Source organism: Gramella sp. Hel_I_59, assembly GCF_006714895.1.
In the GTDB taxonomy this organism is placed as follows: domain Bacteria; phylum Bacteroidota; class Bacteroidia; order Flavobacteriales; family Flavobacteriaceae; genus Christiangramia.
Window position 1 is genome coordinate 2,853,260 of the sequence record NZ_VFME01000001.1, and the last position, 19,413, is coordinate 2,872,672.

Here is a 19,413-nt window from a genome sequence, read left to right on the forward strand (position 1 = left end):
TAACTCAGTTTATAAAATGGACTTCTAAGTATGAGGCGAATAGCACATACACATATTTGATAAAATGTTGATATTGAAGTGGTTCATTTTCCAGCAATTATTTAATAAATCCTACTCCGGCCGTGGTATTTGTTTGAGTATCTACCAGAATAAATCGTCCATTTGTTCGATTTTCATTATAACTGTCCGCATAAATAGATTTACTTAGTTTGATCTTTACGCTACCAATATCATTCAGACTCAGAGAAGTTACATTCTCCTCGGCTCCAAAATTCGAATCAATATGGCTTTCTATTTTATCTATTTTTGCCAGAACACCGTTGGTATTATGTTGTAAAACATATTTTTTGCCCGGAACCAAAGGGCGATTATCCATCCAGCAAACCATGGCATCCACAACTTTTGTTTCTTTAGGAACCTCTTTGGTCTTCACCAGCATATCTCCTCTGGCGACATTTATATCATCTGCCAGGCTAATAGTTACAGAACTTCCTGCTGGAGCTTCATCAAAAGTTTCTTCGAAAAAATGAATGTCTTTGATTTTCGAGGTCGTCAAGGATGGTAACACGGTTACATCATCTCCTACTCTCAGGCTATTACCATTAATTTTCCCTGCATAACCGCGGTAATCATGAAATTCTTCTGTTTTAGGTCTTATCACTGTTTGAACAGAAAACCTAGCCTGACTTTCTTCCGCAAAATCTTCAGCTTTAAGATCCTCGAGATGTTCCAATATGGTTTGTCCCTGATACCATGACATTGCGGTAGATTTTTCAGCAATATTCTCTCCCCATAGAGCGCTCACCGGAATAAAGGTGATTTTCTGATCTCGGAAATCACTTTTACTTCTTAACTCATCAAATTCCTTAATGATATTGGTGAATACATCTTCAGAATAATTGACAAGATCCATTTTATTTATAGCGACTATAACTTCTTTTACTCTCAACAAATTATTTATAAAAAAGTGCCGGTACGTTTGTTCGATCACTCCCTTTCTGGCATCTATAAGTATAATTGAAGCTTGCGAAGTTGAAGCTCCGGTCACCATATTCCGTGTATATTCAATATGCCCCGGAGTATCGGCGATGATATAACTTTTCTTTGATGTTGAAAAGTAGATATGAGCCACATCTATTGTGATCCCCTGTTCTCTTTCTGCTACCAGACCGTCTGTAGCTAGTGAGAAATCCAAATAGTCCAAACCATTTTTCTTACTCACCCTATCAATGGCTTCCAATTTATCTGAAGTTAAAGATTTGGTATCGTAAAGCAGTCTGCCTATGAGTGTGCTTTTACCATCATCAACGCTTCCTGCTGTTGCTATTTTTAATACTTCCATGCTCTTCTTTATTTTAAAAATAACCTTGTTGCTTTCTTGTTTCCATGGCGGCCTCAGATCTTTTATCATCGATCCTTGCACCTCTTTCTGAAATAGCTGATTCCCTTACTTCCTTGATGATCTTTTCTACGGTATCTGCTCCAGATTCCACTGCAGCCGTACAGGTTATATCTCCCACAGTTCTAAATCGAACGGTTTTCATTTCTGTAAGTTCATGATCGTCTTTGTAAACATGCTCTGAAGCTGTCCAGATTAAACCATCTCTTTCAAAAATCTCTCTCTCGTGCGCGAAATAAATGGAAGGAATTTCAATCTTTTCAGCATCTATATAACTCCAAACATCTAGCTCTGTCCAGTTAGAAATAGGAAATACTCTAACATTCTGGCCAATATCGATACGACCATTCAGCATATCAAAAACTTCTGGTCGCTGGTTCTTTTCATCCCACTCTCCAAAGTCATTTCTTACTGAAAAAATTCTCTCTTTTGCACGAGCTTTTTCTTCATCCCTTCTTGCTCCGCCTATACATGCATCGAACTTATATTCTTCAATAGCACTCAAAAGAGTATTGGTTTGCAATGAATTCCTGCTGGAGTACCTGCCTTTTTCTTCAATAGAAACTCCGCTGTCAATATCATCCTGAACTTTTCTTACAATAAGGTTCAGTCCAAGTTCTTCAACTAATCGATCTCTGAACTCGATAGTTTCAGGAAAGTTGTGACCGGTATCTATGTGCATTAATGGAAAAGGAATTCTAGCGGGATAGAAGGCTTTTTGCGCTAAGCGTACCAAAGTGATAGAATCCTTACCACCCGAAAATAATAGCACGGGATTTTCGAACTGAGCCACAACTTCCCGGAAGGTGTAAATAGCTTCGCTTTCTAACGTATTTTGATTTAAGATCGAACTCATTTTTAAACTTTTAGGCGTGTAAACCACACTCTCTATTATTTAATACTTTTGTAGGGTCGAAATATTTGAATTCATTCGGTAATTTATGCTCTCTCAAATACTCATCTAATTTTTCGTCTGACCAGTGGTAAAAAGGACTGACCTTAAGAAGACCGTCTTTACTATAACTTAGAATATCGATGCTATCTCTAAAATTTGTCTGTCCTTTCCTAAGATTCGTAAACCACACATCTGGATTTTGTTCTGCCATTGCTCGCTGGAATGGTTCTAGTTTTACCTGCCTGGTAAATTCCTTATGATCTGGAGAATCTACTCCTGGAATACCCTTAAAAAATGCGTCTCTATAAGCAGCAGTTTCTTTTGGTGTATAAAGTTTCACTTTAAGATCTAAATGGTCCATGAGAAACTGAGCATGTTTATAGGTAGGCAGAGTATTGTAACCTGTGTCGCACCAAATTATCTTCATAGAACTATCTACCTGAGTACAGGCATGTAAGATTGCTGCTTCATAAGGTCTGAAATTGGTAGTAACTACTGGATTATTACTAGATGCCAAGACCCATTGAATTATTTCTGAAGGTGCTACACCGCGTAACTGACTGTTAAGTTTTTCTATTTCTGTATCGCTAAACTTTTTCATCTGTCTTTATGATTTAATTCTGGTCAATTGCGAATAACCAGTTACTATTTCACATTTGAATAATTTCCGGTTCGCTACTATTAAAGCTAATCTTTGCCATAGGGTATTAAATTCCAAAGCCGTTCGTGACCAAAGTACAGGATCATCTTTGTTACCAGTTCTACAGATCCAATTGCGAGAGCGGTTTCTATTTTTCCAGTAAGAAACCATGCGATCATAACCGTATCCAGGGTTCCAACTATTCTCCAACTAATCGTTTTAAGAATACTTCGAAGCGGTCGTTCTGTAGTCCTATCTTTTTTATAGGTACTTTTTTCTTTAGTTTGATTCAGTAACATCAACATACTCTCTTCATTAAAAACTATAATCCTATCGGTTTACTAGGTTTTAAGCAAAACTAGACTTCGTTTATTTAAACACCAATTTATTTCTCTGTAAAATTTTATTTTAACACCCTTATCATTGCTTTAAGGCAATGTCTGCAAGCGTATTCTCTCCAAGTACATTCAGCGATGCATCCCTAACCTGTATCATCAATTTATGAACAGAACAGGCGTCCTCATCTGGACAGTCATCGCATTTTTCATAGTAATTAAGGCTAACACATGGAACCATGGCAATGGGTCCTTCCAGCACCCTGATCACTGCGGTCATTTTAATTTCTGAAGGTTTTTTTATTAAATAATAACCTCCACCTTTTCCCTTCTTAGATCCTAGAAAACCAGATTTTCTAAGTTCCAGCATAATACTCTCCAGGAACTTCTGAGAAATATTCTCACTTTCTGAAATTTCAGAAGCCTGGACAGGGAATTTTTCATCTTTTCGCGCTATGTATGTTAGTGCTTTGATGCCATACTTGGTCTTTTTGGAAAGCATGAAACGAAAATAAAAAATTTCCGACTGCTAATGCTATTCCTGCAAGGCCTTTTTAAGATCATTAATAATATCTTCCACATGTTCCAGACCCACAGAAATTCTAACCAGGCTTTCTGAAATTCCTACCGCTTTCAACTCTTCGTCACTTAGTTTACTATGTGTAGTGGAAGCAGGATGAGTCACAATCGTCCTTGTATCTCCTAAATTTGCAGATCTTGAACACATTTGCAGTCTGTCGATAAACCTTCTACCTGCTTCCAGTCCGCCTTTGATCTGGAATGCCACTACATTACCGCCCAGTTTCATTTGTTTTCTTGCCACTTCATATTGTGGATGAGATTTCAAGAACGGATATTTTACGGTTTCTACTTGAGGTAAAGATTCGAGAAACTCTGCAACCTTTAGCGCATTTTCACAATGCTTTTCCAGTCTAATAGACAGTGTTTCCAGACTTTTTGATAAAACCCAGGCATTAAATGGCGATAGTGCCGGACCTGTATTTCTACTAAAAAGATAGATCTCACGAATTAGTTTATTATTACCTACTGTAATTCCGCCTAAGACCCTACCCTGTCCATCCATCAACTTTGTAGCCGAATGTATAACCAGGTCGGCCCCAAATTTTAAAGGATTCTGCAAATATGGAGTCGCAAAGCAATTATCTATAATCAAAATGAGATCATGTTTTCTGGCAATATTTGCAAGTAATTCTAGGTCCAGAATATCAACACCAGGATTGGTTGGTGATTCAGCAAACAGGATTTTTGTTTCAGGTTTGATCAAACTTTCAATATCTTCAGGTGCATTCACATCAAAATAATCATGTGAAATATTCCATTTTGGAAAATATTTAGTGAATAATCCATGAGTTGAACCAAATACAGAACGGGATGAAACTACATGATCACCGCTTTCCAGTAAGGCTGCCAAAGTAGAAAATACCGCAGCCATTCCTGTCGCAAAAGCAAACCCATCCTCAGCTCCTTCCATCTTCACTACCTTGTCAATAAATTCTGAAGTATTAGGATTTGAATAGCGACTGTAAATATTTCGCTCCTTCTCTTCAGCAAAACTTGCTCGCATATCTTCTGAATCTTCAAAGACATAGCTGGATGTTAGATACATAGGTGTGGAGTGCTCCTGAAATTGAGTTCGTTCCAATTGCGTTCGTACCGCTATAGTTTCAAATTCTGCCATTACTTTAGTTTAATTGCTTGTTTATCTTCAGAATATCGCTAAAAACACCTCGTGCGGTAACATCAATTCCTGCGCCTGCTCCCTGTATAACCAGTGGAAACTCTTTATAGGATTCAGAATAGATCTCAAAAATATTATCGGTTCCATCAATCTGGCCAAGCGGAGTTGCAGCATTCGCTGAGATCAACCTCGTTTGCAAACTTCCATTTTCTACATTGAGTTCCCCCACATAACGCAATACTTCGCCGCTTTTGTTCTCCTCTTTATGCTTCTGAAAAATATCATCCAGAATTGAAATTTGCTTCTGAAAATGCTGTAAACGGGTTCCACCATTTAAGGATGTAGGAAGTAAAGATTGAATACTTACCTCTTCCAGCTCTTTCTTTAGCTGAAGTTCACGTGCAAGAATTAGTAATTTTCTGGCCACATCCTTCCCGCTAAGATCCACCCGTGCATCTGGCTCGGTATAACCAAATTCACCGGCCTTCCGAAGCACTTCTGAAAATTGAACATTTTCCTTTGAATAGGTGTTAAATATATAGCTGAGTGAACCTGAGAAAACTCCCCGAATTCTGGTTACCTGCTCACCAGAATCATACAGGCTTTTAATGGTTTCCACCACTGGCAAGCCAGCTCCCACATTTGTTTCGTACTGAAATATTTTATGATGTCTTTTCAAAGCTATTCTTAACTGCTGATAAAAATCCAGACTTAGTGTATTGGCAACTTTATTTGCGGCTACAATATGACTCCCATGTTCGATAAGATCAACATAATTCTCAGGCAAATTATCACTTGCCGTTGTGTCTATGGAAATTAGATTAGTAAATGCATTATTTTTTAAATATTTCAGGATATCCTGGAATTGGTAAGAGTGTTTTTCCTTGCTAAACCGTTCGTTCCAGTGCTCATTAAAACCTAGATTATCAGTAATCAAATTACTGGAATCGGCAATCAGGATGATCCTGATCTCCAGGTCTGAATTTCTTAGAAGTTGATCTTTTGCAGCGATGATCTGCTGAATTAACTTACTTCCAACCTTACCCGGCCCAAACAGAGCGAGATTTATTATTTTCATTTGTGTAGTTCTTTTTTTGAAATATGGGTTCTAAAAATTTTGCCACCTGGTCGGTTTCGATCAAAAATGCATCATGTCCATGAATAGATTTGATCTCGTGAATACTGACATTGTTTTTGAATAATGACAGCTCCACGTAAGAATTCCAATTCTCTTCTGCCAGGAAAAAAAGATCGGTATCTATCGTGATCATATGTATATGGCCTTTAACCCGCGCAGCCACTTCAATAGCGCTTTGTGATTCATTTGAGATATTGATCGTAGTCAATAAATGGTTCATCAACTTATAGGAACTTAAACTAAAGCGCGATCTAAGTTTACTCCCGTGATGCTCCAGCCAGTTTTCGACCTTAAAACTCTTCGTAGTTTCGTCTTTTTCATTTCTGAATTTGTAGCTAAGCGATTGTGGTGTGCGATAAAAGGTCATCGCATGCATACGTGCATCTTCCAATGGATTCTCACTATTATTCAAAATCCTGTCCTGAATTTTACAATTTGCAAGAAGCCAGTCTGTCGATTTAAGATCTGTAGCGATTGGGATCACGTGCAAGGCAAGGTCTGGTTTTAAAGCTGCCAGTTGCCAGGCGAGCGCTCCGCCAATAGAGGCTCCAATGATGGCAAATAGCTCTGTGATATTTAAGTATTCCAGAACTTTAACCTGGATTCTCGCAATATCATTCAGAGTAAACTCTTTATAGTTATGAAAGCTATCTTCATCATTCTTCAGAATCCCATTTCCAGGAATGTTAATGCAAAGGATAGAATATTGATCTGTATCTATGCTCGCTCCAGGCCCCACAATATCACTCCACCAACCTCCTGAACCGCAAACCTGGGCATTGCCGGTAAGTGCATGATTCACCAGAATTACCGGAGCAGTTCCAAGTTTTCTGCCAAATAACTGGAAACAGACATCTATTTTCTGGACTTTGCCGGCACTATTCGTGAAATCTGTTATGCTTATTTGTTGTAACATAAAATTGAGGTTAAACCGGAGCCGCATATATAGTATACAGGCTCCGGCGATGAAACCAAACTAAAATTAAACAAGTGATTGTTGAGCAATCTGAGCGAAAGCCTGCTTCAAATCTGCTTTAAGATCTTCTGTATCTTCCAGTCCTATTGAAAGTCTTATTAGATCCGGCTTTACCCCTGCAGATAATTGTTCATCGTCTTTCAACTGCTGGTGAGTGGTACTGGCAGGATGAATAATGAGCGATTTGGTATCTCCAATATTGGCAAGCAGTGAAAAGACCTTTGATGCATCTACTACTTTTTTAGCTACTTCATAACCTCCTTTGATTCCGAAAGTCACGAGTCCGCTTTGTCCTTTTGGTAAATACTGCTGAGCGATATCGTAGTACTCGCTGGATTCGAGGCCTGGATAATTCACCCATTCCACTTCCTCCTGCTGCTCTAGCCAGGTGGCGAGTTCCAGCGCATTTTTACTATGTTCGTTTATTCTAACTTTCAGCGTTTCTAGTCCCTGGATGATCTGGAACGCATTGAACGGACTCAAAGCTGCACCATGATCACGCAATCCTTCGATCCTTACTTTAGCTATGAATGCTGCTTCCTGCAATGCTTCGTGATAAACTAATTCATGATATCCTGGAGATGGCTCGGTAAACTCAGGAAATTTACCACTAGACCAGTCGAACTTACCAGCATCAATGATCACTCCTCCAAGACTGGTTCCATTCCCTCCAATATATTTGGTTAGAGAGTGTATTACGATATCTGCTCCGTATTCTATTGGATTCAGAAGGTAAGGTGTGGCCACTGTATTATCCACGATAAACGGCACTTTGAATTCCTTTGCCTTTTTAGAAATTGCCTTAAGATCCAGGACATCCAGTTTTGGGTTTCCCAGAGATTCAACGAAAAATACGCGGGTATTTTCCTGTGCTGCTTTTTTGAAATTGGCAGGATCACGTGGATCTACAAAAGTGGTTGTAATGCCAAATCTTGGCAGTGTATTTTGTAAAAGGTTGAAGGTCCCGCCATACAAACTGCTACTGGCTACAATATGATCGCCAGCTTTTAGTAAAGTTAGTAATGCAGTATTGATCGCAGCAGTTCCAGATGCTGTAACCACCGCTCCAATTCCACCTTCCAGTGCTGCCAGCCTTTGTTCCAGCACATCATTAGTGGGATTATTTAAACGGGTATAAATAAAACCTGGCTTTGCAAGAGAAAAGAGATCTGCCGCATGCTGACTATCGTTGAAAACATAGGAACTGGTCTGGTAAATTGGTACCGCTCTGGTTCCTCCATTTTGAGTTGTATCGTGTCCTGAATGTAATGCCTGTGTTGAAAATTTTTGAGTACTCATGATATAAATTTTTAAAAATTGGAATTGATTGAAATAAAAAAGTCCCCCTGATATGCTATTACCAGGGGGACTTTTGAATTGATTCCTTTTTAAAATCTATATTCTCGAGTTCAGGTAATAGCTATACATGCTGCACATACACATCATCATGCGCATGTTCATCATATTTTTAACTGTTACCTGTAATTTCATAATTGTAAGTTTTATATTCTAATTTCAATTTTGGCCATAAAAAAAGCCGCTGCGGTTGGCAGCGGCTTTTTGCAATATATATTCTTTCAGAATTATGCAATAAGGTGCGCTGCGGAAGTTCTCCACATCATACACATCATCATATTGCAAACTGTTCTGTACATTGTTCTAAAATTGTTTTACAAAGATAACGGCAGAGTTTTTTATTATCCAAGCTTTTGCGCACTTATTTTTTTATCATTCTAGAAAATACAAAGTATAACCCGCATAAATACTGATAGTTAAGAAGTATATTTTTTTGTTGCGTTAGGGATAGAGCGAGTTGTTTGAGCTCTTTTGGTTCATTTTCGAACCAAAAAGCGAGTCGCGAAAGCCCGGCGCAAGACCGGAACGGGCGAAGCGCAACGCCCTAATATTTCACGAAAATGCAGCTGTAATTCCACGTCCTTTAAAATGGCGTTAAATCGATTTGCTATCCTTTTAAATTTTATACATTTGTATCAACTTATTGAAAGGGATAGATTTGACTGATTGCAACCCTCTACATCACATCGATGTTTTAAAATGCTAAAGCAGAATGGTAATTACACTCCTTTTTAGCTTCACACGTCAAATTTTTCCATTCTTATAAACTTAAAAAGTAATTGAATGGCTTATTTATTTACTTCAGAAAGTGTATCTGAAGGACACCCGGATAAAATTGCAGATCAAATTAGTGATACGTTACTGGATAATTTTCTTGCCTTCGATGGCGAATCGAAAGTAGCTTGCGAAACTCTGGTTACAACCGGGCAGGTAGTACTTGCTGGTGAAGTACGTAGTAATACATATCTGGATGTTCAAAATATCGCACGTGACGTGATCAATGATATTGGTTATACAAAAGGTGCTTATAAATTTAGTGGTGATAGTTGCGGTGTGATCTCCCTTATTCATGAACAGTCCCAGGATATTTACCAGGGTGTGGATCGTGGAAAGAAGGAGGAACAGGGTGCTGGTGACCAGGGAATGATGTTTGGTTATGCGACCAATGAAACTGAAAACTATATGCCGCTGGCATTAGATATTTCACATCGTATCCTAATTGAACTGGCTAAACTTAGAAGAGAAAGTAAAGATATCGAATATCTACGACCTGACTCCAAGAGCCAGGTGACTATTGAATATAGCGATGACAACGTTCCTGAAAGAATTGTTGCGATCGTGGTTTCTACGCAGCATGATGATTTTGATCAGGATGATGAAAAAATGCTGGCGAAGATCAAAAAGGATATGGTTGAGATTCTTATCCCAAGAGTTAAGAAACAGCTGCCAGATTATGTTCAGGAATTGTTCAATGACGACATTATTTACCATATTAATCCTACCGGCAAGTTCGTAATTGGAGGTCCACATGGTGACGCAGGACTCACCGGAAGAAAAATTATTGTAGATACCTATGGTGGAAAAGGTGCTCATGGTGGTGGTGCATTCTCAGGAAAAGATCCTTCTAAAGTAGATAGATCTGCCGCGTATGCTTCCAGACATATTGCCAAGAACCTGGTAGCTGCAGGAGTAGCTCCTGAAATTCTGGTACAGGTTTCTTATGCAATTGGGGTGGTGGAACCAACTTCTATTTCGGTTTATACCTACGGAAAGAATAATACAGATCTTTCTGATGGTCAGATTGCAGAAAAGGTTCGTAAAATTTTTGATATGCGACCAGCTGCGATCGAAGAACGACTGAAGTTAAGAAATCCAATTTACCGGGAAACTGCTGCATATGGACATATGGGAAAAACTCCGCGTACAGAAACCAAGGTTTTTGAAAGTCCGTATAATGGTAAGATCACCAAGGAAGTGGAACTATTTACCTGGGAGAAGCTCGATTATGTAGATAAGATCAAAGAAAGTTTCGATTTGAAATAAAACCATACTAAAATATATAAAAAGCCTCTAAAAGTTTAGAGGCTTTTTTAATGAATCAAATCGTGTACTGGCCACCAGTGACCTGTACCGTTGAGCCGGTCATATAACTAGAATCTTCAGAAGCTAGCAACACGAAAGCTGCTGCCAATTCTGCTGGTTGCCCAGGTCGTTTCATAGGGGTATCACTTCCAAAATTCTTCACCACATCCTCTGGCATGGTAGCCGGAATAAGCGGAGTCCAGATTGGTCCCGGAGCTACACAATTCACCCGAATTCCTTTATCTGCTAGCAATTGCCCCATACTCGCTGTAATATTCTGTATCGCACCTTTAGTAGCAGCATAGGCCAGAAGATCTGGACGGGGATTGTAGGCATTTACTGAAGTAGTATTCACAATAGTACTTCCCGGTTTCATATGAGGCTCTGCCGCCTTACATAAATAAAACAGAGAGTAAATATTCGTTTTAAAGGTGTAGTCCCATTCTTCTGCAGAAATTTCCTGCAAAAACTCTCTCGCCATCTGGTAAGCTGCGTTATTTACCAGGATATCGATCTGGCCGAATTCAGCAATAGCTTTTTCAACTATACTTTTACAATGTTCCTGATCACCGATATCCCCCGGAACTAAAACTGCCTTTTTCCCTGCCTCTTCTACCAGTCTGGCAGATTCCTTAGCATCCTCATGTTCTTCAAGATAGGAAATCAATACATTTGCCCCTTCCCTGGCAAAAGCAATTGCCACTGCTCTTCCAATTCCGCTATCTGCACCGGTAATGATCGCGTTTCTGCCTTTGAGTTTACCTGAACCTTTATAGGATTTTTCACCATGATCTGTATCCGGATCAATACTACTTTCAGTTCCCGGTTCACTCTGGTTAAGATTTTCAAATGGTGGTTTTGGATATTTTTCCTGTGGATGTTCCATAATTATTGATTTTATAGGTTTCTCTAAAATTATAGAATGGATCGATATATCAGGAAAGTAGATGTTGTAAACTTTCCCTAAATAATTATGGAAAAGCGCGATATTTTTTATCAATTCTTCGGAAAACCTTAACAAGCGAACGCTGTTTTAATTCCTAAATTGAAATTCCACCAAGAGGAAATTCTATGTCTTTATTTAAAAAAGTTCGTGATACGGTTAACCTTCTAAAATCGGTTGATCTGGATCAGCTCGCCAAGATCAATCAAAAGATCGATCTCACCGAGGCGATGAAAACTTTGGGCAAACTTGACGACCGTCAACTCGCCGGATTAATGAAAATGTTAAAAACCAAGAAGAAAAAAGGTCAGCACGACTTGCCTCCTATCGACGGTGATTTTTATAACCTGGATCTCAAGCTTACTCCAGAACAACGGGAAATTCAGCTTAAGGTCAGAAATTTCATGGAAGATGAGATTCGGCCATTAGTAAATGAATACTGGAAGAAAGATCAGTTTCCATTTGAAGTCATCAAAAAATTCAGCAAACTTAATATTGTTGGTGTTCCTTATGAAGGATATGGATGTCCAAATATGCCATTTTTAATGGAAGGCATCATTGCTCAGGAAATTGCACGTGTAGACGTTTCCATCTCTACATTCTTTGGAGTCCACAGTGGACTCGCTATGGGTTCTATTTATCTCTGCGGAAGTGAAGAACAGAAACAGGAATGGTTACCACAAATGGCAAAAATGGAAAAGATCGGTGCCTTTGGCCTTACTGAACCTAATGTGGGTTCAGGTGTTGCTGGCGGACTCGAAACTACCTGCAAATTTGATGGAGAGAACTGGGTATTGAATGGTCAGAAAAAATGGATAGGAAACGCCACTTTCGCTGATGTAATCGTTATCTGGGCTCGGGATCTTGACTCTGGAAGAGTAAAAGGTTTCCTGGTACGTAAAGAAAACCCTGGTTTTTCAGCAGAAAAAATTCAGGATAAAATGGCATTGAGAATCGTGCAGAATGCGATCATCACCCTCAAAGATTGTAAGATCCCTGAAGGTGACAGGTTGCAGAACGCTAATTCTTTTAAAGACACTGCCAATGTTCTTAGAATGACCAGAGCCGGAGTAGCATGGCAAGCCGTTGGATGTGCCAGAGGTGCTTATGAAAGCGCTTTGAAATACACCAAAAAAAGGGAGCAGTTTGGAAGACCTATTGCCTCTTTTCAGCTTATTCAAAATCATCTTGTGGAAATGCTTTCAAATCTTACAGCGATGCAGACGCTTTGCTTTAGATTATCAGAAATGCAGGATCAGGATCTACTTACAGATGAACATGCAAGTCTTGCAAAGGTTTACTGCAGCATGAGAATGCGGGATGTGGTAAGCAGAGCAAGAGAGGTTCTTGGTGGAAATGGAATATTATTAGAATACGATGTAGCTCGTTTTGTAGCAGATGCTGAGGCGATCTACAGTTATGAAGGAACTAAAGAAATCAATTCATTGATCGTTGGCCGTGCAATTACCGGTTACAGCGCATTTGTGAGTTAAATGAAAAAGAAAAATTTATGTCAGTATTAATCGTTGCTCCGGGAAGAGATTCGGAGGCATGGGTAGAAGCATTAAAAAATCAACATCCGGGAATGAATATTTACACCTATCCGGAAGAACATGACCCGGAAGAGGTAGAATTTGCGCTAACCTGGAACCACCCAAGAGGATTATTCAAGAATTATCCGAACTTGAAAGTAATCGCCAGTATGGGTGCAGGTGTGGATCATATTTTAAGTGATAATTCCCTTCCGGAAAACGTTGCAATTACGCGAGTAGTAGACGAAACACTTACCGAAGATATGGGTGATTTCGTACTTAGCCAGGTAATGAATCATATTCGTAATCTGCATGGTTATGTAAAATCGCAGTATAAAAAACAATGGGACAGGTCTCAATATAAACGACCACAGAACACCAACGTCGGAATTATGGGGCTTGGTGTCCTTGGTAATGCTGTAGCAGATAAATTGCACAAGAACTTTTTCAAGGTGTCCGGATGGTCAAAAACAGAAAAAGATTGTGATAACGTTACTAGTTATTATGGGAAAGATCAGCTAGAAGAATTTTTAAATAATTCTGAAATTTTAGTTTGTCTTCTTCCTTTGACTGAAGACACTGAAAATATTCTGAACGAAGATCTTTTTGATATGCTACCGGAAGGTGCATACGTGATCAATGTAGCGCGTGGTGAACATCTGGTGGAGCATGATCTAATGAAAATGATCGACAATGGTCATCTTTCAGGAGCATCCCTGGATGTATTCAGAGAAGAGCCATTACCGGAAGAACATCCTTTCTGGGAACATGATCGTATCAATATCACTCCACATATTGCCAGTGTAACCAAGCCGGAATCTGTGGTTCCGCAGATCGCTGAAAATTATGATCGTATGAAGGAAAATCAAGACCTGAAGAACAAAGTTGAAATGGACAGAGGTTACTAAGTAATTTACTATGGATACATTCAAAAATATCATGGTAGCGGTAGACTTCAATGACAGCATTGGCGAATTAATGATCTTTGCTGAAAGTCTTGCTGAAAAATATGAAGCCAAATTATGGGTTTTGCATGTGGCAGATCCAGAACCGGATTTTGTTGGTTATGAACCAGGACCTCAATACATCAGAGATCTTCAAGCTGAAGAATATCGCGAAGAACATCGAAGTCTTCAACAGGTATGCGATAGTTTTATAAGCAAAGAGGTTGAAAGCGACGCTTTACTTATTCAAGGGTCAACGGTAAGCACCGTTCTTGAGGAAGCCAAAAAATTAAATGTAGATTTACTTATAGTTGGAACTCATAAACATAGTTTCCTCTACAATCTGCTGAATGAAAGCGTCTCGATGGAACTGGTTAAAAAAGCTGAAATTCCCATGTTAACGATCCCTATTAATGAATAAAAAAAATCCCCGTAATCACGGGGATTTTTTATTTTAGTATAAAACTGAAAGATTTGAATAGCAGCAAAGAAGAACTTCTAAAAGTTCTGGAAACCATAGCGCCTTTTATCCATAGAACTCCGGTTCTAACTTCTAAGCTAATCGACGAAATGGCCGGCTGTGAAATTGAATTTAAGTGCGAGAATTTTCAAAAAATGGGTGCATTCAAGATGCGGGGTGCGATGTATGCAATTTCAAAGCTTTCTGAAGCCGAAAAAAATGCCGGTGTGGTCACACATTCTTCAGGAAATTTTGCACAGGCGTTATCTCTGGCAGCTAAAAGTCTGAATGTTCCTGCTTACATTGTAATGCCCGATTCGGCTCCTGAAGTTAAAAAAGCTGCGGTTCGAACCTACGGCGGAGAGATTACAGAATGTCCCTCTACTCTTCAAGATCGGGAAGCAACAGCTAACAGAATAATGGAAGAAAAAGGAGCAAGTTTTATACATCCTTCTAATGATATGAATGTGATCCTGGGACAGGGAACTGCGGCAACCGAATTATTGCTGGACCATCCTGAACTGGATATGATCGTTTGTCCTGTTGGCGGCGGTGGCCTGATCGCCGGAACCGCTATCTCCACTCATGTTTTGCTTCAAAACTGTGTTTGTATTGGCGCAGAACCTATGGAAGCTGATGATGCATGGAGATCTTTGAAAAGTGGAAGGATTGAAAATAATACTTCTGTTCTAACCATTGCAGACGGACTCAAAACAATGCTTGGAGACGTTAACTTCCCTATAATCAGGAATCATGTTTCCGAAATCATCAGGGTTTCTGAAGAAGAGATCATTGCGGCAATGCGCTTGATCTGGGAACGCATGAAGATCGTGGTGGAAGCTTCCAGCGCTGTAGCCCTGGCCGCAATTCTTCAGCAGAAAGATAAATTTAGAAACAAGAAAGTGGGTTTGATCATTTCTGGCGGCAATGTTGATCTTTCTAACTTGCCATTTTAGGAGTCTTTTACCACAGATATTGTCACGAGCATTTGTCCTATATGTCTTTGAGAATGTTCCGCGGCATGAAAAAGCACGCCAATTAAACTTGACTTAATTCGCTTTCTTCCTACTTCTACACTATTGGTTAGATCTTCAGGTTTCTGAGATTTCAAAAATTCTACCGCTGCGTTCAACTCATTTTCAGCCTGAATTATTAGTTCTTCAACACTAATAGAGGCATCGGCTTTTCCTTCCAGTTTTAAATAGTGCAACTGAGCTTCACTCAATTGTTCGCCTTTTGCATAAGTGATCAAACGGTTGGTCACACCAGCTATATGCTGAAGATGAAAACCTACAGATGCCCTTTCCGCAGGTTTCGCCCATAATTCATCTGCAGGGAAATTATCCAGATATTTCAGTAGTTCTTCTTTAGACTGAAGTAGTGCATGCGCTGCAGGCTGCAACAGATCGGGAACATTCTCTACTTTGCCTCGTAGCCAATTCTCTGGTTTAGCTTTATCCATTTTCATATTTTACTGTAAAATAGAAATTAAATTAGGTAATAAAAAGAAGTCTTATCTTTAAGAAGAACATCAGGTTGTTATATTAAATAAATTCAGATGGAATTGTATCTCACCGTTGCGATCATCATCATTGGTATCATCCTGTTCGTGCGCGATTATTTCTCGATAGACACCACTTCTATCATTATCATGGCGCTTTTTATCATTTCGGGAGTTCTAAGTCCCGAAGAAGGTTTTTCGGGATTTAACCACCCTGCAACTATTACGCTTGGTTGTATGTTCGTGGTTAGTGCTGCCGTTTTCAAATCGGGGATCATTGATGGTCTTAGTGCCAGGCTCATCAAGATTGCACGTATAAATTATTTTTCTGCACTTGTTTCTTTGTGTCTCACTTCAGCTGTGCTTTCTGCCTTCATTAATGATTCTGCGGTAGTTGCAATTCTTATTCCTGTGGCACTATTGGTTTGCCGGGAAGCTGAAATTAGCCCCGCCAGACTTCTAATTCCTATCTCTTTTTCAGCATTATTTGGTGGCACCTGTACCCTTATTGGAACCTCAACGAATATCCTGGTAAGCAGTTATGCTGAAAAGCTAGGTTCTGAGCCCTTCGGCATGTTCGAATTTTCAATGGCTGCTCTGTGCTTACTTGCTATTGGCCTCGCTTATATCTTCCTGCTTGGACCAATTCTATTGCCAAAACGAGGATTGCCTGAAAACACAGGACTTATAAAGCAAACTGAAAAGTATATGGCGGAGATCGAACTACATCATGATCATGTTGATATCGACCTACCTGTTTCAGAATCCAGACTGGTCAAAGACTATAAGATCCAGATACTTAGAATAAAAAGAAAACACTACCGGGTTTATGAAATCAATGGTGAAACGGTTTTGAGAGAAAACGATAGGATTAGAATTCTGGTGGATCCAGTAAACCTGGCAAAATTAAAATCAAAAAAAGGTATTTCTGTTAGAGGTGACAAAGAAAGCATCAAGGAAATGGAGGCCAATCAGGATGCCTCAGAAGTTTCAGAAGAAAAAAAGATCTTCGAAGTCATGATTCCGTATGGATCTGAACTTGCTGGTAATTCCATTAGGGATATGAACTTCAGAAGCACTTATTATGCCTCTGTTCTGGCTATTCGACATCGCAAGGAAACGATCACCGAAGATGTTTCACGGGTAGTTCTTAGAGAAGGCGATATGATGTTATTGTTCGCTTCAGAAAAAGCCATTTCAGTCCTCGCTTCAGAAAAAATGATCGTAACACTTTCAGAATACCAGGGAAGAAATGTGAATTACAAAAAGGCAATTCCTGCGTTGCTCATCGTGATTGGGGTAGTTGCCGCTGCAGCATTTAACATTACTTCTATCCTCATAAGTGCGATGGTTGGAAGTTTATTGATTGTCACTCTTACCATTTTAAAACCTCAGGAAGCTTACGAAGCCATTGAATGGAAAGTGATTTTCATGATTGCCGGTGTACTATCCATGGGAAAAGCTTTGGAAAAAACCGGTGGTTCCGATATTGTTTCCCAGTATGTCTTTGAAACTCTGGGCGATATGGATCCCCGGTGGACGTTAAGTATGATATTTTTATTCACCTTTCTTTCCACGAATGTCCTATCCAGTAAAGCAGCCGCAGCTCTAATGACGCCTATTGTCATAAGTCTGGCCGGGGCGATGCAGGTGAGCGAAAAACCTTTTTTAATTGGTGTCATGTTCGCATGTTCGCTTACATTTATGACTCCGGTGAGTTATCCCGTGAATACAATGGTGTACGCGCCGGGAAATTATAGGTTCAGAGATTTTCTAAAGTTCGGAACTCCGCTTAACTTTATCATCTGGATCGCGGCCTCATTTATTATCCCGATGTTTTTCCCTTTTGAACTATGAGAAAAGTAAAATTACATAATCCTTTTAAAGCCAGGATCATTGACGAAAAACTGCTTCGTGAACATCTTGCTTTGGAACGAACTAAACTTGCCAACGAAAGAACTTTACTCAGCTATATTCGGGCATCTATATATTTACTAATTAGCGGACTTGCTTTATTACAGATCAAGGATTATCAGGGAATCAGCCTGATGTGGGTAGGTTATTTGTCCCTTTTCCTCTGTATTCTATTTATAGTTGTTGGATTTTCAAGGTATGTCGCCCTGGAACGTAAACTCAACGGACTCCTTCGAGAACAACCCGAAGATAATAACAAAGCCTGATGCTACAGGGTCTGGTGCACTACTCCATGCACTTTTTGGTGATCGCCGTGATCGCCTGGTTCTATGATCGTGAAAACTGGTTGAAGTACTGGGCAATTCTCGCTGCTACCATGATCGTGGATATTGATCATTTACTGGCTACTCCAATTTTTGATCCCAATCGCTGCGGAATTGGATTTCATCCCCTTCATTCTGAAATTGCGATCGCTGCCTATTTCTTCGGAATAATATTTATCAAACACAAAATTATCAGGTTGATATGTATCGGATTATTTTTTCACATGATTACAGATTTTCTTGATTGCTTGTGGACAAACTATAATTGTAACTCCTGTATTTTCCCAAATTTTTAATCTGAAGTAGCAGCGTTTTCAGCAATAGTTTCCAAAGCCATTTTAATTTTATTTAAAACATCATCAGAATTTGCAATCCTGTGTCTTTCAGCAATAAAGAATGGATCATTATAAGAGATAGAAACTTTACCATCTACATCCTCCCAAACCAGCATTTTCTGCGGAAGGTCCAGTCCAATGGATTGATCCTTCTGCATTAGGGGCGTCCCAAGATTTGGATTACCGAAAATAATAATATTAGTAGGTCTCAAATCAAGACCTACGCTAGCAGCATTTGCCTGGTGATCCAATTCTGCTACAATTTTGATTTCTGGATTATTCTGTAGAAAAGTTTTGAGATCGCTGTAGGTATTCTCAAAGTTCTGATTACTGGTTATCGATACAATTCCTTCTCCCTCACCAACTTGTTGTGCTGGCGAAACTCCAACTTCAGACTTAGTAGCAGCTGAAACAAGGTTCTCGAGAGCTCCCGAAATTTTAGGCAGTGTCGATACGCCTTCCAATCCATGTCTTGAACTCAAATATTCTACAGAATTATATAACGCCAATTCATTTTTTTCAGCATCCTTGTAGAACAAAACTTTTTGCGGAAGATCAAGTCCGGCTAGCTGATTTCTTTGCATCAACGGAGTTCCTAAAACAGGATTTCCGAAGAAAATTACACTGGTATAATCCAGTTCTTCACCAATTGATTTTGCGTTGTTAGAATGGTCTACTTCCGCAACTATACTGATAGCTTCATTTTTTTGTAGAGACTGCTTTAATCTATTATAAGCACCTGCAATTCCAGTCTGACTTTCGGCATATTTTACACCAATTGGTAAATCTGTCACCTCTATTGTAGAAGTATTAGCTCTGGCATCTGTAGCTATAATTTCATCCTGATCGTTCTGGGAACATGAGCTAAATCCAGCTAGAAGTCCCAACATAATTATCGTCTTTTTCATATAATTGATTTTCTTAGTAATTTATTTTTTAAT

The 19,413-nt window shown here is 39.3% G+C and carries 20 protein-coding genes; 8 read left to right on the plus strand and 12 right to left on the minus strand.

Annotated features, from left to right (window positions below):
- Positions 1 to 97 precede the first annotated feature (97 nt).
- The 9 genes from JM79_RS13165 to JM79_RS13205 all read right to left on the minus strand — a co-directional run bounded on the left by JM79_RS13165 (position 98) and on the right by JM79_RS13205 (position 8,381).
- Positions 98 to 1,342, minus strand: a complete 1,245-nt coding sequence (locus JM79_RS13165; protein WP_141878591.1) for a GTP-binding protein — start codon at positions 1,340 to 1,342, stop codon at positions 98 to 100.
- Positions 1,343 to 1,355: 13 nt separating this feature from the next.
- Positions 1,356 to 2,255 carry a sulfate adenylyltransferase subunit CysD gene (gene cysD / locus JM79_RS13170; protein WP_141878592.1) on the minus strand — a complete coding sequence of 300 codons (900 nt, stop codon included), beginning with the start codon at positions 2,253 to 2,255 and terminating at the stop codon, positions 1,356 to 1,358.
- A gap of 10 nt (positions 2,256 to 2,265) precedes the next feature.
- Positions 2,266 to 2,895 (minus strand): phosphoadenosine phosphosulfate reductase family protein, encoded by a 630-nt coding sequence (locus tag JM79_RS13175; protein WP_141878593.1) that lies wholly within the window; start codon positions 2,893 to 2,895, stop codon positions 2,266 to 2,268.
- A gap of 86 nt (positions 2,896 to 2,981) precedes the next feature.
- Complete coding sequence (locus JM79_RS13180; RefSeq protein WP_089661410.1) at positions 2,982 to 3,239, minus strand: DUF2061 domain-containing protein; 258 nt, start codon at positions 3,237 to 3,239, stop codon at positions 2,982 to 2,984.
- Positions 3,240 to 3,354: 115 nt separating this feature from the next.
- Positions 3,355 to 3,771, minus strand: a complete 417-nt coding sequence (locus tag JM79_RS13185) for an Rrf2 family transcriptional regulator (RefSeq protein WP_141878594.1) — start codon at positions 3,769 to 3,771, stop codon at positions 3,355 to 3,357.
- A 33-nt stretch (positions 3,772 to 3,804) separates the two neighbouring features.
- Entirely contained in the window at positions 3,805 to 4,968 is a 1,164-nt protein-coding gene (locus JM79_RS13190; RefSeq protein ID WP_141878595.1) for an aminotransferase class I/II-fold pyridoxal phosphate-dependent enzyme, read from the minus strand.
- Positions 4,969 to 4,972: 4 nt separating this feature from the next.
- Positions 4,973 to 6,046, minus strand: coding sequence for an aspartate kinase (locus JM79_RS13195; protein ID WP_141878596.1), 1,074 nt, complete (start codon positions 6,044 to 6,046; stop codon positions 4,973 to 4,975).
- On the minus strand, positions 6,009 to 7,022 hold the full coding sequence (locus tag JM79_RS13200) for an alpha/beta fold hydrolase (protein WP_141878597.1): 1,014 nt from the start codon (positions 7,020 to 7,022) through the stop codon (positions 6,009 to 6,011). The genes JM79_RS13195 and JM79_RS13200 overlap by 38 nt, the downstream gene beginning before the upstream one ends.
- A 66-nt stretch (positions 7,023 to 7,088) precedes the next feature.
- The gene (locus JM79_RS13205; RefSeq protein WP_141878598.1) at positions 7,089 to 8,381 is read right to left on the minus strand and encodes an O-acetylhomoserine aminocarboxypropyltransferase/cysteine synthase family protein; all 1,293 of its coding nucleotides are present in this window, start codon (positions 8,379 to 8,381) and stop codon (positions 7,089 to 7,091) included.
- Positions 8,382 to 9,221: 840 nt separating this feature from the next.
- Here JM79_RS13205 and metK point away from each other — a divergent pair.
- On the plus strand, positions 9,222 to 10,481 hold the full coding sequence (metK, locus tag JM79_RS13210) for a methionine adenosyltransferase (protein ID WP_141878599.1): 1,260 nt from the start codon (positions 9,222 to 9,224) through the stop codon (positions 10,479 to 10,481).
- Between the two features lie 55 nt (positions 10,482 to 10,536).
- Here the strand turns inward: metK and JM79_RS13215 are convergent, their stop codons facing one another.
- Positions 10,537 to 11,406 carry an SDR family oxidoreductase gene (locus tag JM79_RS13215; protein ID WP_141878600.1) on the minus strand — a complete coding sequence of 290 codons (870 nt, stop codon included), beginning with the start codon at positions 11,404 to 11,406 and terminating at the stop codon, positions 10,537 to 10,539.
- Between the two features lie 185 nt (positions 11,407 to 11,591).
- Between JM79_RS13215 and JM79_RS13220 the strand changes: the two genes are divergently transcribed.
- The 4 genes from JM79_RS13220 to JM79_RS13235 are packed head-to-tail and all read left to right on the plus strand — an operon-like array spanning position 11,592 to position 15,355.
- Positions 11,592 to 12,956 (plus strand): acyl-CoA dehydrogenase family protein, encoded by a 1,365-nt coding sequence (locus JM79_RS13220; RefSeq protein ID WP_141878601.1) that lies wholly within the window; start codon positions 11,592 to 11,594, stop codon positions 12,954 to 12,956.
- 17 nt (positions 12,957 to 12,973) lie between these two features.
- Positions 12,974 to 13,903, plus strand: coding sequence for a glyoxylate/hydroxypyruvate reductase A (locus JM79_RS13225; protein WP_141878602.1), 930 nt, complete (start codon positions 12,974 to 12,976; stop codon positions 13,901 to 13,903).
- Between the two features lie 10 nt (positions 13,904 to 13,913).
- Positions 13,914 to 14,360, plus strand: coding sequence for a universal stress protein (locus JM79_RS13230; RefSeq protein ID WP_141878603.1), 447 nt, complete (start codon positions 13,914 to 13,916; stop codon positions 14,358 to 14,360).
- Between the two features lie 53 nt (positions 14,361 to 14,413).
- Entirely contained in the window at positions 14,414 to 15,355 is a 942-nt protein-coding gene (locus tag JM79_RS13235) for a pyridoxal-phosphate dependent enzyme (RefSeq protein ID WP_141878604.1), read from the plus strand.
- On the opposite strand, the gene JM79_RS13240 is transcribed toward JM79_RS13235, so the two are convergent.
- On the minus strand, positions 15,352 to 15,867 hold the full coding sequence (locus JM79_RS13240) for a DinB family protein (RefSeq protein ID WP_347707215.1): 516 nt from the start codon (positions 15,865 to 15,867) through the stop codon (positions 15,352 to 15,354). The genes JM79_RS13235 and JM79_RS13240 overlap by 4 nt on opposite strands.
- 90 nt (positions 15,868 to 15,957) lie before the next feature.
- Between JM79_RS13240 and JM79_RS13245 the strand changes: the two genes are divergently transcribed.
- From JM79_RS13245 to JM79_RS13255, 3 genes are read left to right on the plus strand one after another with little or no spacing between them, the layout of a single operon-like run.
- Positions 15,958 to 17,757, plus strand: coding sequence for an SLC13 family permease (locus JM79_RS13245; protein WP_141878605.1), 1,800 nt, complete (start codon positions 15,958 to 15,960; stop codon positions 17,755 to 17,757).
- Positions 17,754 to 18,080, plus strand: a complete 327-nt coding sequence (locus JM79_RS13250) for a DUF202 domain-containing protein (RefSeq protein WP_141878606.1) — start codon at positions 17,754 to 17,756, stop codon at positions 18,078 to 18,080. The genes JM79_RS13245 and JM79_RS13250 overlap by 4 nt, the downstream gene beginning before the upstream one ends.
- Entirely contained in the window at positions 18,080 to 18,433 is a 354-nt protein-coding gene (locus JM79_RS13255) for a DUF6122 family protein (RefSeq protein WP_141878607.1), read from the plus strand. Before JM79_RS13250 ends, JM79_RS13255 begins: the two co-directional genes overlap by 1 nt.
- On the opposite strand, the gene JM79_RS13260 is transcribed toward JM79_RS13255, so the two are convergent.
- Entirely contained in the window at positions 18,430 to 19,380 is a 951-nt protein-coding gene (locus JM79_RS13260; protein WP_141878608.1) for a DUF302 domain-containing protein, read from the minus strand. The two genes, JM79_RS13255 and JM79_RS13260, sit on opposite strands and share 4 nt — an antisense overlap.
- Positions 19,381 to 19,413: the final 33 nt, after the last annotated feature.

Coding starts and splice junctions, on each gene's coding strand:
- JM79_RS13165 (WP_141878591.1), bottom strand. CDS start 1,342: ATGGAAGTATTAAAAATAGCAACAGCAGGAAGCGTTGATGATGGTAAA.
- cysD (WP_141878592.1), bottom strand. CDS start 2,255: ATGAGTTCGATCTTAAATCAAAATACGTTAGAAAGCGAAGCTATTTAC.
- JM79_RS13175 (WP_141878593.1), bottom strand. CDS start 2,895: ATGAAAAAGTTTAGCGATACAGAAATAGAAAAACTTAACAGTCAGTTA.
- JM79_RS13180 (WP_089661410.1), bottom strand. CDS start 3,239: ATGTTGATGTTACTGAATCAAACTAAAGAAAAAAGTACCTATAAAAAA.
- JM79_RS13185 (WP_141878594.1), bottom strand. CDS start 3,771: ATGCTTTCCAAAAAGACCAAGTATGGCATCAAAGCACTAACATACATA.
- JM79_RS13190 (WP_141878595.1), bottom strand. CDS start 4,968: ATGGCAGAATTTGAAACTATAGCGGTACGAACGCAATTGGAACGAACT.
- JM79_RS13195 (WP_141878596.1), bottom strand. CDS start 6,046: ATGAAAATAATAAATCTCGCTCTGTTTGGGCCGGGTAAGGTTGGAAGT.
- JM79_RS13200 (WP_141878597.1), bottom strand. CDS start 7,022: ATGTTACAACAAATAAGCATAACAGATTTCACGAATAGTGCCGGCAAA.
- JM79_RS13205 (WP_141878598.1), bottom strand. CDS start 8,381: ATGAGTACTCAAAAATTTTCAACACAGGCATTACATTCAGGACACGAT.
- metK (WP_141878599.1), top strand. CDS start 9,222: ATGGCTTATTTATTTACTTCAGAAAGTGTATCTGAAGGACACCCGGAT.
- JM79_RS13215 (WP_141878600.1), bottom strand. CDS start 11,406: ATGGAACATCCACAGGAAAAATATCCAAAACCACCATTTGAAAATCTT.
- JM79_RS13220 (WP_141878601.1), top strand. CDS start 11,592: ATGTCTTTATTTAAAAAAGTTCGTGATACGGTTAACCTTCTAAAATCG.
- JM79_RS13225 (WP_141878602.1), top strand. CDS start 12,974: ATGTCAGTATTAATCGTTGCTCCGGGAAGAGATTCGGAGGCATGGGTA.
- JM79_RS13230 (WP_141878603.1), top strand. CDS start 13,914: ATGGATACATTCAAAAATATCATGGTAGCGGTAGACTTCAATGACAGC.
- JM79_RS13240 (WP_347707215.1), bottom strand. CDS start 15,867: ATGAAAATGGATAAAGCTAAACCAGAGAATTGGCTACGAGGCAAAGTA.
- JM79_RS13245 (WP_141878605.1), top strand. CDS start 15,958: ATGGAATTGTATCTCACCGTTGCGATCATCATCATTGGTATCATCCTG.
- JM79_RS13250 (WP_141878606.1), top strand. CDS start 17,754: ATGAGAAAAGTAAAATTACATAATCCTTTTAAAGCCAGGATCATTGAC.
- JM79_RS13255 (WP_141878607.1), top strand. CDS start 18,080: ATGCTACAGGGTCTGGTGCACTACTCCATGCACTTTTTGGTGATCGCC.
- JM79_RS13260 (WP_141878608.1), bottom strand. CDS start 19,380: ATGAAAAAGACGATAATTATGTTGGGACTTCTAGCTGGATTTAGCTCA.